A 12,503-nucleotide genomic window follows, 5' to 3' on the forward strand; every position below is an offset into this window, starting at 1 on the left:
GACCGGTGTAAGGGCCCGTCCCGTGAGAATGAGCAAGCCAATACACAACGAAGATGCAGGATACCCGCGTCGCCAGGGTGGGGTCAAAACGAGGCCGGGGCGAGAGGGTCACGCGGCAAACACGACATCTCCGGGTGAGAAGGTTTCAAAGGCAGTTGGGGCGGAACAACGGCGTGTCCCGGCGTCTAAGATGCGGCCCATGAGCTATGGGCAGGGGGGACCTCAGTCCCAGTGGGATCCGTGGAAACCGAACTCCCAGCAGCCGTGGACCGGCGGCAGTGACGGCCCGTCCCCGGACTGGGCCGCACTCGCGGACGCGTCCGAGAAGCGCAACAGGCGCCGCAAGGTGTTCTTCATAGTGGGGGGCGCGCTGGCCACGGTCGGCGTCGGTGCCGCCGTGACGATGGCCGTGGTGAACACGGGCGGGAGCGACGAGGCCAACCGGCCCACGTCCTCGCTGCCCGCCACCGCCGGCCTGCCGAGCGCGTCCGGCACCCCGTCCTTCGCGCCGACCAGCGCGCCGCCGGCGCTGAACCCCAAGGAGTTCGTCTCCAGCAAGGCCAAGGACAAGGCGGAGAACAGCCCGGAGCTGATGTTCCCCGGAACCCAGCTGACCATGGGCTCCAACGTCTACAAGAAGGGCCCGACGGCCGACAGCACCGACTGCGCCACGGGCGTCCAGGGCACGTTGCCCAAGGTCCTCGCCGCCAACGGCTGCACACGGCTGATGCGGGTGACGTACACCAAGGGCGATGCCGCGGTGACCGTCGGTGTGGCCGTCTTCGACACCGAGGCGCAGGCCCTGAAGGTCAAGAGCCAGGCCGACAGCAAGAGCATCGTCAAGGCGCTCACCGGCAAGGGCGTGAAGGCCTTCTGCAACGCCGCGATCTGCCGCTCGACGACCAACTCCTACGGCCGGTACGCCTACTTCACGATCTCGGGCTTCACCAACGGCAAGGACGTGACCACGAAGGACACGGCGGTCTTCACCATGGGTGACGACCTCGCCGACTTCGCCTTCCAGCAGATCAACCGCCGCGGCCAGGCCCAGGCCTCGGCGGCGGCCGAGGGCTGACCCGGCCGGCCGTCAAACGGGCCAAACGGACGTGCGACACTCCCCCCAAGTGATCATCTGATCATCCGGTCACGGATCCCTGGGGGGACCACGCCATGAGCGCCACGACCCGCCGCAGCCTCCTCGCCGGCGCCGCCGGTCTCACCGGCGCCGCCCTCGCCACCTCGGTCGTCATCGCCCAGAGGGCCTCCGCCGCCGACACCGGCGCGGGCTGGCTGAACGTGAAGGACACGGCGTACGGGGCCCTCGGCGACGACAAGACCGACGACGCGCCCGCCATCCAGAAGGCGATCGACGAAGCCGGCCAGGGCGGCACGGTCTACCTCCCGCCCGGCGCCTACCGGCTCGCCTCCCCGCTCCGCCTCACGCTGGGCGTCACCCTGCGCGGCGACTGGAACCCGCGCCTCCCGGCCCGCACCGGCATGACCGCCTCCTCCCTGCACCCCGGCACCGGCTCCTTCACCGGCGAGGCCCTGATCGTCGTCGACCCCGCCCCGGCACGGGGGACGTCCCACGACCCGGCGTACGGCGGCGGCCCGCGCCTGTACGGCCTGGCCCTCGACGGCCGCGGCCAGAAGGACACCACCGGCACCGCGATCGACGGCATCCGGATCACCCCCGGCGTCCAGGACATCGGCATGGACCAGGTGACCGTCTGGCGCTTCACCGGCCACGGCCTCAACGCCCAGAACGCCACCGCCTTCCAGCTCAGCCAGGTCCACGCCGTCGGCAACGACGGCCACGGCTTCACCTGGGGCGACGCGGCGGGCACCGGCGGCGGCCTGGTCGACGCCGACCTGTTCCAGTGCCACGCCCAGGGCAACCGGGGACACGGCTACGACATCCTCAACCCCGACGCCGTCACCATGGTCGACTGCCGCTCGGAGGCGAACACCCGGCACGGCTACCACATCACCGGCGTCAACCACGCGATGGTGATGATCGGCTGCACCACCGACCGCAACGGCCGGGACGGCTTCCACCTCGCCACCTCCGCCGGCGGCCGCTTCCTCCAGCTCCTCGGCTGCCTCGCCCGGCAGGACGGCAGGGAGAGCGCGACCTCCCTCATCCCCTACTCCGGCTTCACCGTCACCGGCGAGGCCGCCGAGGGCGTCGTCCTCACCGGCTGCTCCACCTCCACCGGCCGCGCCGACGACACGACCGACACCGCCGACGTCCCCTCCCCCGCGTACGGCATCACCACCTCCGCCCTGAACCCCGTGAGCAACGTCTCGGTGATCGGCGGCGAGTACCTCGGCACGACGGCCCCCTTCCAGGACCTCGGAGCGGTCGTCGTCCGCCACAGCGGCGTGATCTCCGGCACCCACCGGGCCACCGGCGTCGAGTGGGACACACATGACGTCCACATGATCTCCGGGGCCGCCGGAACCCGCCGTGACCTGGAGTTCTGGTCCCGCGGCAAGGCCCGCCGGTGGACCCTGCGCGCCACGGACGCCGCCGAGTCCGGCACCGGCGACGGCTCCGACTTCGCCCTGGTCCGGCACGCCGACGACGGCACCGTCCTCGACACCCCCCTCACCGTCAGCCGCACCAGCGGCCGCGTCTCCCTCACCACCCCCGGGGTGACGGTCAACGCCGGCGCCGGCCCCGGCGTCCACCTCGTCCAGCACCGGTCGGCCGGCCGGGGCTACGCGGTCACCGGCGCCGACCCGGCCGCCCGCGCCTTCCAGTCCCGGGTGAGCGGCGACTCCGTCAACCGCTTCGCGATGGAGATCGACGGCACCCAGACCTTCGGCCCCGGCGACGGCACGGCCCGGGACACCAGCTGGGGCCGCCTCGGCACCGCCCAGATCGGCACCGCCGACGCCGACCTCGTCGTGGGACGGGCCGGAAAGGGCATCAAGGTCAAGGAGGGCAGCAACGCCAAGATGGGCACGGTCACCCTGAACGGCACGACCCCGGTGACGGTCCCCACCACCGCCGTCACCGCCGCCAGCCGCATCTTCCTGACCGTCCAGTCCCCCGCCGGGACCCCCTCAGGCGTGGCCTACGTCGCCTCCCGCACCCCTGGCACGTCGTTCACCGTGAAGGGTATGGCCGGGGACGCCTCCACGGTGGCCTGGCTGATCATGGAACCGGCGTAAACCACAGCGCCCCCAAAGGGGCGCGAGGAACTGCGCGACCAGCCCCAACGGCCCCGCACCGAAAACTCAACAGCACCCGGCAGACGGCAAAACCCTCTTGTTCCGCGCCTCCTTGCTCCGCGCAGCGAGCAACTCGTCGGCCGGATACCCCACCTCCTCCAACGTCAGCCCGTGCGGCCGCACCACATGCACGGCAGAATCCCGCACCCCCGCGGCCAGCACCTTCCCCGGCCACTCGGCCCCCCGATGCCCGTCCCCCACGAACAACAGCGCCCCGATGAGCGACCGCACCATGTTGTGACAGAACGCATCGGCCCGCACGGTCGCCGTGATGATCCCGTCATCGCCCTTCACCAGACTCAGCTCCTGAAGGGTCCGAATCGTGGTGGCCCCCTCCCGCCGCTTGCAGTAGGCGGCGAAGTCATGCTCCCCGAGCAGCCGCCGAGCGGCCTCGTTCATGGCGTCGACGTCTAGCGGCCAGTCGTGCCAGAGCACATGGTTCCGCAGCAGCGGGTCCACGCCCCCCGGATTGTCCGTCACCCGGTACGCGTACCGCCGCCAGACGGCCGAGAACCGGGCGTTGAAGCCATGGGGGGCCTCCCTGAGCGCCCACACCCGCACATCCCTCGGCAGCCGTCCGGCAAGCCGCTTCAGCAGCTTCTCGTGATGCTCACGCCAGACCCCCTCCGGCAGATCGACATGAGCCACCTGCCCCCGCGCGTGCACCCCGGCATCGGTCCGCCCGGCCACGGTCAGCTCATAGGTCTCCCGGGACCGCGTGACGGTCCGCAGGGCGTCCTCGATCTCCCCCTGCACGGTCCGCCGCCCCCCGGCCTGCTTGGCCCACCCGGAGAACTCGCTCCCGTCGTAGGACAGATCAAGACGGACACGGACGTAACCGGGCTGCACTTCGTCACTCACACAGAGATCCTCTCAGCAACACAAAAAAGCGGGCCCGTCCCTCGAAAGGAACGGACCCACTGACGCGCCCCAGAGGGGTGCGGGGAACTGCGCGACCAGCCATAACGGACCGGCAGCCCAAGGACGGCTTACGCCTCCTTCGACTCCTCGGACTCCGGCGCGGCGTCCTCGACGACCTCGTCGGCCTTGGTCTCCTCGACCTTGGCCTCCTCGGCCTCCTTGACCGCACGCTTCGTCGCGGCCTCGGCCTCACCGGTCGCCTGCTGCGCCACGGTCAGCGCCTCGACCAGCTCGATGACAGCCATGGGCGCGTTGTCGCCACGGCGGTTACCGATCTTGGTGATACGGGTGTAGCCACCCGGGCGGTTCTCGTAGCGCGGGCCGATCTCGGTGAAGAGCGTGTGGACGACGCTCTTGTCCGTGATGACCTGGAGCACCTGACGGCGGTTGTGAAGGTCGCCCTTCTTCGCCTTGGTCACCAGACGCTCGGCGTACGGCCGCAGCCGACGGGCCTTCGCCTCGGTGGTGGTGATACGGCCGTGCTCGAAGAGCGCCTTCGCGAGGTTCGCGAGGAGCAGCTTCTCGTGCGCGGCACTGCCGCCCAGACGGGCACCCTTGGTGGGCTTCGGCATCTTCTTCTCCTGTGTGTCTGCCCCGGCCGTGTCAGGTACCGGGGTCAGGAACCCGATGAGCGGATGCTCACCGGCAACGACCGATCACGTACTGATCAGTACTGCTCGGTCTCCACGAAACCCGCGTCCGCGTCGTCGTCGGCGCCGAAGGCGTCGGCGGCGGCCGTGGGGTCGAATCCGGGCGGGCTGTCCTTCAGGGCCAGGCCCATGCCGGCCAGCTTCGCCTTGACCTCGTCGATCGACTTCGCACCGAAGTTGCGGATGTCGAGGAGGTCCGCCTCGGAACGGGCGACGAGCTCACCCACGGAGTGGATGCCCTCGCGCTTGAGGCAGTTGTAGGAACGGACGGTGAGCTCGAGCTCCTCGATCGGAAGCGCGAGATCGGCCGCCAGCGCCGCGTCCGTCGGGGACGGACCCATGTCGATGCCCTCGGCGTCGATGTTCAGCTCGCGGGCGAGACCGAACAGCTCGACCAGGGTCTTACCGGCGGAGGCCATGGCGTCACGGGGACGCATCGCCTGCTTGGTCTCGACGTCGACGATCAGCTTGTCGAAGTCGGTGCGCTGCTCGACACGGGTGGCCTCAACCTTGTACGTGACCTTCAGAACCGGCGAGTAGATCGAGTCGACCGGGATCCGGCCGATCTCCTGGCCCACCTGCTTGTTCTGCACGGCGGAGACATAACCGCGGCCGCGCTCGACCGTCAGCTCCATCTCCAGCTTGCCCTTGCCGTTGAGCGTGGCGAGGACGAGGTCGGGGTTGTGCACCTCGACACCGGCCGGGGGCGCGATGTCGGCGGCGGTGACCAGACCCGGGCCCTGCTTGCGCAGGTACATCACCACGGGCTCGTCGTGCTCGGAGGACACGACCAGCTGCTTGATGTTGAGGATCAGGTCGGTGACGTCCTCCTTGACGCCCGGCACGGTGGTGAACTCGTGCAGGACACCGTCGATACGGATCGACGTGACCGCCGCACCCGGGATCGACGACAGGAGCGTACGGCGCAGGGAGTTGCCGAGGGTGTAGCCGAAGCCCGGCTCCAGCGGCTCGATCACGAACCGGGAGCGGAACTCGTCGACGACCTCTTCGGTCAACGAGGGACGCTGAGCGATCAGCATGTTGTGTTCCTTCAGTCAGGGGCGCCCGCTATTTGACGCCCGACTCTGTACTGCAAGGGTACGGGCGATACGACCCGTTGAGGGAGCCGTACCGCCCGTAGCCTGAAAACAACCGTGCGTCAGACGCGGCGACGCTTCGGCGGACGGCAGCCGTTGTGCGGGGTCGGGGTGACGTCCTGGATGGAGCCGACCTCGAGGCCCGTGGCCTGCAGGGAACGGATCGCGGTCTCACGACCGGCGCCCGGGCCCTTGACGAAGACGTCGACCTTGCGCATGCCGTGCTCCTGCGCGCGACGGGCAGCCGACTCGGCGGCCATCTGCGCGGCGAACGGCGTGGACTTGCGCGAGCCCTTGAAGCCGACGTGGCCGGCGGAGGCCCAGGAGATCACGTTGCCGGCCGGGTCCGTGATGGACACGATCGTGTTGTTGAACGTGCTCTTGATGTGCGCCTGGCCGTGGGCGACGTTCTTCTTTTCCTTGCGGCGCACCTTCTTGGCAGCGCCCTGACGACCCTTGGGGGGCATCTATTACTCCTACGGGAGGTGGTCGGTCCTACAGCGAAGACCGCTGGACGGCGAGTCCGCTGCGGACTACTTCTTGCCCGGCTTCTTCTTGCCGGCGATGGCGCGACGCGGGCCCTTGCGGGTACGAGCGTTCGTGCTGGTGCGCTGACCGCGGACGGGCAGACCACGACGGTGACGGAGACCCTGGTAGCAGCCGATCTCGACCTTGCGGCGGATGTCGGCCTGGATCTCACGACGGAGGTCACCCTCGGTCTTGATGTTGTTGTCCACGTACTCGCGGATGGCGACCAGCTGCTCTTCGGTCAGATCGCGAACACGGGTGTTCGGGTCGACGCCGGTCGCAGCCAGCGTCTCCTGCGAGAGGGTCCGGCCGATGCCGAACACGTAGGTGAGGGCGACCTCCACGCGCTTGTCGCGCGGGATGTCAACACCGGAAACGCGTGCCATTCAATGGCTCCTGGTGATCTTCGGAGGTCTTCCACAGAACCGGATCCCAGCCGCCGTACCAGGTACGAACTGAGTCCCCGGCCTCCGAACCGGGGGTGTCAGGCAAGAGAAAACCCCCGCCTGGGTCCTGCGTATGAACATATTCAGCTCGCGTCGCGCGAAGTCTCTGCGATTTCGATGCAGAGGGTGAGATCGGCTGCGATCAGCCCTGGCGCTGCTTGTGGCGCGGGTTCTCGCAAATGATCATGACCCGACCGTGACGGCGGATCACCCTGCACTTGTCGCAGATCTTCTTGACGCTCGGCTTGACCTTCATGGGATGTGAGGTTCTCCGGGTCAGTTGCCGGCAGCCCCGCTCACGCGGGACGTGGGCAAGATCTACTTGTACCGGTAGACGATCCGGCCACGCGTCAGGTCGTACGGAGACAGCTCCACCACGACCCGGTCGTCAGGGAGGATGCGGATGTAGTGCATACGCATCTTGCCGCTGATGTGTGCCAGGACCTGGTGGCCGTTCTGGAGCTCGACCTTGAACATGGCGTTCGGCAGAGACTCGACGACAGTGCCCTCGATCTCGATGGCACCTTGCTTCTTGGCCACGCTTCGCCCTTCGAATCGACTACCTTGATCGACTCTGTGTGCTTGCATGCGGACATGCGGGTACACGAGAGCCGACGAGTCAGTCTACGTCAGCGCCCCGAGAAACACGAATCGAGAGAGTCTGCCCCACCCGAAAGATCCGTAAGCTTCAAACATCCGCAAAGGACAGCCACCCGACACCCTCACCCCAACGGATCCGGCGCGGCCACGACCCCGTGCTCGGCCAGCTTTGCCTTGCCGCCGTCCGGGGCGGTGAGCACCAGCGGGCCCTCCTCCGTCAGGGCGACGGAGTGCTCCCAGTGCGAGGACCACGTGCCGTCGGTCGTGATGACCGTCCAGTCGTCCTCGAGGACCTCGGTGCGGGGCGTGCCCAGGGACACCATCGGCTCGATCGCGAGGCAGAAGCCGGGCACCAGCTTGGGTCCCTTGCCGCGGCGCCGGTCGACGTAGTTCAGCAGATGCGGGTCCATGTGCATCTCGGTGCCGATGCCGTGGCCGCCGTAGTCCTCGATGATGCCGTAGCGGCCGCCACCCGGCTTGGGCTGACGGCGGATGTACGTCTCGATGGCGCGGGAGACGTCGACGAGCCGGTTGCCGAGCTTCATCGCGGCGATGCCGGCCCACATCGACTCCTCCGTCACCCGGGAGAGCTCGATCAGCTCCGGGGCGTGACCGGAGCCCACAAACGCGGTGTACGCCGCGTCGCCGTGCCAGCCGTCCACGATCGCGCCGCAGTCGATCGAGATGATGTCGCCGTCCTTGAGGACCACCTCGTCGGACGGGATGCCATGCACGACCACGTCGTTCGCCGAGGTGCAGATCGTCGCGGGGAAACCGCCGTATCCGAGGAAGTTCGACTTCGCCCCGTGCTCGGCGAGCACCTTGCGCGCCACCTCGTCCAGGTCCTTGGTGGTCGCCCCCGGCACCGCCGCTTCCCGCGTCGCCGCGTGGATGGCGGCGACGACCAACCCCGCCGCCCGCATCTTCGCGATCTGCTCGGGGGTCTTGATCTGCACCATGATGGGTTGCGCCTCCTGGCCACTGGTATCGCGGCGCTCCAGGATACGCGTACGCACAGACGTACGCCGAGACGGCCGTGGCATCCCGCCCGACACGGAGAAGCCCCCGTCGTCCCAGGTGGACGACGGGGGCTTCCCGGAGACTTCGAACGGCTCTACCGACCGTCCTCGTCACGCTGCAGCGCGCCCATGGCGCGCCCCGTGACCTCTTCGACCTTGCCCAGCGCGGAGATGGTGACGACCAGCCCCTGCGCCTTGTAGTAGTCGATGATCGGTTCGGTCTGAGTGTGGTAGACCTCGAGCCGCTTGCGGACGGTCTCCTCGGAGTCGTCGTCCCGCTGGTACAGCTCGCCGCCGCAGACGTCGCAGACGCCCTCCTGCTGCGGCGCGCTGTACGTGACGTGGAAGACGTGACTGGAGTCCTTGCGGCAGATCCGCCGCCCGGCGATCCGCTTGACGACCTCTTCCTCCGGGACCTCGAGGTCCAGGACCGCGTCCAGCTTCATGCTCTCGGCCTGGAGCACCTCGTCGAGCGCCTCGGCCTGGGACACGTTGCGGGGGAAGCCGTCCAGCAGGAAACCGCCCTCGGCGTCCGGCTGCTCCATGCGGTCCTTGGCCATGCCGATCGTGACCTCGTCCGGCACCAGGTTGCCCGCGTCCATGTAGGACTTCGCGAGCTTTCCGAGCTCCGTCTGCCGGCTGATGTTGGCGCGGAACAGGTCGCCCGTGGAGATGTGCGGGATCGACAGGTTCTTGGCCAGGAACGCGGCCTGCGTTCCCTTGCCGGCGCCCGGCGGCCCAACGAGGACGATTCGCATCAGCGGAGGAACCCTTCGTAATTGCGCTGCTGGAGCTGGCTCTCGATCTGCTTCACCGTCTCGAGTCCGACACCCACGATGATCAGGATGCTGGTCCCGCCGAACGGGAAGTTCTGGTTTGCATTGAAACCAACCAACGCCATCGTCGGGACGAGAGCGATCAGGCCCAGATACAGCGAACCCGGCCAGGTGATCCGGTTGAGCACGTAGGACAGGTACTCAGCGGTCGGTCGGCCAGCCCGGATGCCCGGGATGAAGCCACCATACTTCTTCATGTTGTCGGCGACTTCCTCGGGGTTGAAGGAGATCGCGACATAGAAGAAGGCGAAGAAAACGATCAGCAGGAAGTACACGCTGATGTAGATCGGGTGGTCACCCTTGGTCAGGTTCGTCTCGATCCAGGTCTTCCAGCTGGAGGTCCCGCTGGAGAACTGAGCGACGAGGGCCGGGATGTAGAGCAGCGACGAGGCGAAGATGACCGGGATCACACCGGCCTGGTTCACCTTGAGCGGGATGTACGTCGAGGTACCGCCGTAGGACCGGCGGCCGATCATGCGCTTGGCGTACTGCACGGGGATCCGACGCTGGGCCTGCTCGACGAAGACGACCAGGGCGACCATCACCAGGCCGACCGCGATGACCGTGCCGAACTCGATCCAGCCGTCGGCCAGGGTGCCCGACTTCTTGATGGACCACAGCGCGGAGGGGAAGGTCGCGGCGATCGAGATGAACATCAGGATCGACATGCCGTTGCCGATGCCGCGGTCGGTGATGAGCTCACCGAGCCACATGACGACGGCCGTACCGGCGGTCATGCAGATCACCATGGTGACGGTGGTGAAGATCGCACGGTCCGGGACGATCTGGCTGGCGACGGTGCAGCCGGAGAAGAGGGCGCCGCTGCGGGCGGTGGCCACCAGGCCGGTGCCCTGGAGGATGGCCAGCGCCACGGTCAGGTAACGCGTGTACTGCGTGATCTTCGCCGTACCGGCCGAGCCCTCCTTCTTGAGGGCTTCCAGGCGCGGGATGACCACGGTCAGCAGCTGAAGAATGATGCTCGCCGTGATGTACGGCATGATGCCGAGGGCGAAGACCGTGATCTGCAGCAGCGCACCGCCGCTGAACATGTTCACCAGACCGAACAGGCCCTGGTTGCCGGACGCCTCGTCGACGCAGCGCTGAACGGACGTGTAGTCCACGCCGGGGATCGGAATGTGCGTACCGACCCGGTAGACCACGATGATGGCGAGCGTGAAGAGCAGCTTCTTGCGCAGGTCGGGCGTCCTGAACGCCCGGGCGAACGCGGTGAGCACGGTGCCTCCTGCGACCCCCGCGCATCTGCGTCAAGGGTGACGGTCTTGAAGGTCGAATAAGAACAACGACAAACGACAACGACATGAGTAACGGCCGACTGCCGCTCAAGGTGCCCCCTTGGGAGAACCTTGTGAAAAGTGGGCAGTGCTGGTCACCTTACCCGCGACACAGCCGCCCTAGGAACGACCAACCGGGGATACCCCATTTGTGGGGTATCCCCGGTCGGGATCGCTCAAGTCATCGAGACGCCTGATGTGGTCAGACGAGCTCGGTGACGGTACCGCCGGCGGCGGTGATCTTCTCCTTGGCGGAGCCGGAGACGGCGTCGACCGTCACCTGCAGCGCCACGGAGATCTCGCCCTGGCCGAGCACCTTGACGAGGCTGTTCTTGCGAACGGCACCCTTGGCGACGAGACCCTCGACGGTGACCTCGCCACCCTCCGGGTACAGCGCGGCCAGCTTGTCGAGGTTCACGACCTGGAACTCGGTCTTGAACGGGTTCTTGAAGCCCTTCAGCTTCGGGAGACGCATGTGGAGCGGCATCTGGCCACCCTCGAAGCGCTCCGGAACCTGGTAACGGGCCTTCGTGCCCTTGGTACCACGACCGGCCGTCTTACCCTTCGACGCCTCACCACGACCGACACGGGTCTTGGCGGTCTTGGCGCCCGGGGCGGGACGGAGGTTGTGGATCTTGAGCGGGTTGTTCTCCGCCATGATCAGTCGACCTCCTCGACCGTCACGAGGTGGCGGACGGTGTGCACCATGCCGCGGAACTCGGGGCGGTCCTCCTTGACGACCACATCGTTCAGGCGCTTCAGCCCGAGCGAACGCAGGGTCTCACGGTGGTTCTGCTTGCTGCCGATGTACGACTTCGTCTGCGTGATCTTGAGGCGGGCCATTACACACCCGCCCCGGCACGCGCACGAAGCAGAGCCGCGGGGGCGACGTCCTCGAGCGGCAGACCGCGGCGGGCCGCGATCTCCTCGGGACGCTGCAGGCCCTTGAGGGCCTCCACGGTCGCGTGCACGATGTTGATCGCGTTGGACGAGCCGAGCGACTTCGACAGCACGTCGTGGATACCGGCGCACTCGAGCACGGCGCGCACCGGACCACCGGCGATAACGCCGGTACCGGGGGACGCGGGCTTGAGCAGCACGACGCCGGCAGCCTTCTCACCCGTGATCGGGTGCGGGATGGTGCCCTGGATACGGGGGACCTTGAAGAAGTGCTTCTTGGCCTCCTCAACGCCCTTGGCGATGGCGGCCGGCACCTCCTTGGCCTTGCCGTAACCGACACCCACGGTGCCGTCACCGTCGCCCACCACGACCAGCGCGGTGAAGCTGAAGCGACGACCACCCTTCACAACCTTGGCGACGCGGTTGATCGCGACAACGCGCTCAACGTACGCGGTCTTCTCGGCGGCAGCAGCGCCGCCGTCACGGCCCTTCCGGTCCCGCCGCTCGCCGCCACCGGCACCGCCACCGCGGCGCTGGGGTCCAGCCATTGGAATTACCTCTCTCTGTTTCCGCTAGCTACGGCAGGCTCAGAACTTGAGCCCGGCTTCGCGGGCGGCGTCCGCCAGGGCGGCGATGCGCCCGGCGTACTGGTTGCCACCACGGTCGAATACGACAGCCTCGACACCGGCGGCCTTGGCACGCTCGGCGACCAGGGCGCCGACCTGCTTGGCCTGCGCGGACTTGTCGCCCTCGCCGCCGCGGACCGACGTGTCCAGGGTGGACGCCGACGCCAGGGTGTGACCCTTGATGTCGTCGATCACCTGGGCCACGATGTGGCGGTTCGAGCGGGTAACGACCAGACGGGGACGCTCCGCCGTACCGGAGATCCGCTTGCGGATCCGGATGTGACGGCGCTTGATCGCGGCGCGCTTGTAGGCGTCGCCCTTCAGGATCTTCTGCCCGTATGCCATGGC

The 12,503-nt window shown here is 67.8% G+C and carries 16 protein-coding genes; 2 read left to right on the forward strand and 14 right to left on the reverse strand.

What is annotated here, in order from left to right:
- The first annotated feature begins 199 nt into the window (after window positions 1-199).
- Window positions 200-1,075, forward strand: coding sequence for a hypothetical protein (locus ABZ464_RS05850; RefSeq protein WP_359271518.1), 876 nt, complete (start codon window positions 200-202; stop codon window positions 1,073-1,075).
- Window positions 1,076-1,170: 95 nt separating this feature from the next.
- The gene (locus ABZ464_RS05855; protein ID WP_359271521.1) at window positions 1,171-3,180 is read left to right on the forward strand and encodes a glycosyl hydrolase family 28-related protein; all 2,010 of its coding nucleotides are present in this window, start codon (window positions 1,171-1,173) and stop codon (window positions 3,178-3,180) included.
- 66 nt (window positions 3,181-3,246) lie between these two features.
- Here the strand turns inward: ABZ464_RS05855 and truA are convergent, their stop codons facing one another.
- From truA to rplR, 14 genes are all read right to left on the reverse strand, one after another.
- Window positions 3,247-4,101 carry a tRNA pseudouridine(38-40) synthase TruA gene (gene truA / locus ABZ464_RS05860; RefSeq protein ID WP_359271523.1) on the reverse strand — a complete coding sequence of 285 codons (855 nt, stop codon included), beginning with the start codon at window positions 4,099-4,101 and terminating at the stop codon, window positions 3,247-3,249.
- A 128-nt stretch (window positions 4,102-4,229) separates the two neighbouring features.
- On the reverse strand, window positions 4,230-4,733 hold the full coding sequence (gene rplQ / locus ABZ464_RS05865; RefSeq protein WP_359271526.1) for a 50S ribosomal protein L17: 504 nt from the start codon (window positions 4,731-4,733) through the stop codon (window positions 4,230-4,232).
- 95 nt (window positions 4,734-4,828) lie between these two features.
- The gene (locus tag ABZ464_RS05870; RefSeq protein ID WP_003966937.1) at window positions 4,829-5,851 is read right to left on the reverse strand and encodes a DNA-directed RNA polymerase subunit alpha; all 1,023 of its coding nucleotides are present in this window, start codon (window positions 5,849-5,851) and stop codon (window positions 4,829-4,831) included.
- Window positions 5,852-5,970: 119 nt separating this feature from the next.
- Window positions 5,971-6,375 carry a 30S ribosomal protein S11 gene (rpsK, locus tag ABZ464_RS05875; protein WP_010354218.1) on the reverse strand — a complete coding sequence of 135 codons (405 nt, stop codon included), beginning with the start codon at window positions 6,373-6,375 and terminating at the stop codon, window positions 5,971-5,973.
- 66 nt (window positions 6,376-6,441) lie between these two features.
- The gene (gene rpsM / locus ABZ464_RS05880; protein ID WP_055632357.1) at window positions 6,442-6,822 is read right to left on the reverse strand and encodes a 30S ribosomal protein S13; all 381 of its coding nucleotides are present in this window, start codon (window positions 6,820-6,822) and stop codon (window positions 6,442-6,444) included.
- 202 nt (window positions 6,823-7,024) lie between these two features.
- Window positions 7,025-7,138, reverse strand: coding sequence for a 50S ribosomal protein L36 (gene rpmJ, locus ABZ464_RS05885; RefSeq protein ID WP_004984509.1), 114 nt, complete (start codon window positions 7,136-7,138; stop codon window positions 7,025-7,027).
- A gap of 62 nt (window positions 7,139-7,200) precedes the next feature.
- On the reverse strand, window positions 7,201-7,422 hold the full coding sequence (gene infA / locus ABZ464_RS05890) for a translation initiation factor IF-1 (protein WP_003948620.1): 222 nt from the start codon (window positions 7,420-7,422) through the stop codon (window positions 7,201-7,203).
- Window positions 7,423-7,604: 182 nt separating this feature from the next.
- Window positions 7,605-8,441, reverse strand: coding sequence for a type I methionyl aminopeptidase (gene map, locus ABZ464_RS05895; RefSeq protein ID WP_359271529.1), 837 nt, complete (start codon window positions 8,439-8,441; stop codon window positions 7,605-7,607).
- 155 nt (window positions 8,442-8,596) lie between these two features.
- Window positions 8,597-9,259, reverse strand: coding sequence for an adenylate kinase (locus ABZ464_RS05900; protein ID WP_359271532.1), 663 nt, complete (start codon window positions 9,257-9,259; stop codon window positions 8,597-8,599).
- Window positions 9,259-10,572 carry a preprotein translocase subunit SecY gene (secY, locus tag ABZ464_RS05905; protein ID WP_359271535.1) on the reverse strand — a complete coding sequence of 438 codons (1,314 nt, stop codon included), beginning with the start codon at window positions 10,570-10,572 and terminating at the stop codon, window positions 9,259-9,261. Before secY ends, ABZ464_RS05900 begins: the two co-directional genes overlap by 1 nt.
- A 259-nt stretch (window positions 10,573-10,831) precedes the next feature.
- Window positions 10,832-11,287, reverse strand: coding sequence for a 50S ribosomal protein L15 (gene rplO, locus ABZ464_RS05910; protein WP_003974249.1), 456 nt, complete (start codon window positions 11,285-11,287; stop codon window positions 10,832-10,834).
- A gap of 2 nt (window positions 11,288-11,289) precedes the next feature.
- Window positions 11,290-11,472 (reverse strand): 50S ribosomal protein L30, encoded by a 183-nt coding sequence (gene rpmD, locus ABZ464_RS05915; RefSeq protein ID WP_055632353.1) that lies wholly within the window; start codon window positions 11,470-11,472, stop codon window positions 11,290-11,292.
- Window positions 11,472-12,077, reverse strand: a complete 606-nt coding sequence (rpsE, locus tag ABZ464_RS05920; protein ID WP_359271538.1) for a 30S ribosomal protein S5 — start codon at window positions 12,075-12,077, stop codon at window positions 11,472-11,474. Before rpsE ends, rpmD begins: the two co-directional genes overlap by 1 nt.
- Window positions 12,078-12,116: 39 nt before the next feature.
- Entirely contained in the window at window positions 12,117-12,500 is a 384-nt protein-coding gene (gene rplR, locus ABZ464_RS05925; protein WP_055632352.1) for a 50S ribosomal protein L18, read from the reverse strand.
- Window positions 12,501-12,503 lie beyond the last annotated feature (3 nt).

It is taken from the genome of Streptomyces sp. NPDC005820, from assembly GCF_040630255.1.
Classification (GTDB): Bacteria; Actinomycetota; Actinomycetes; order Streptomycetales; family Streptomycetaceae; genus Streptomyces.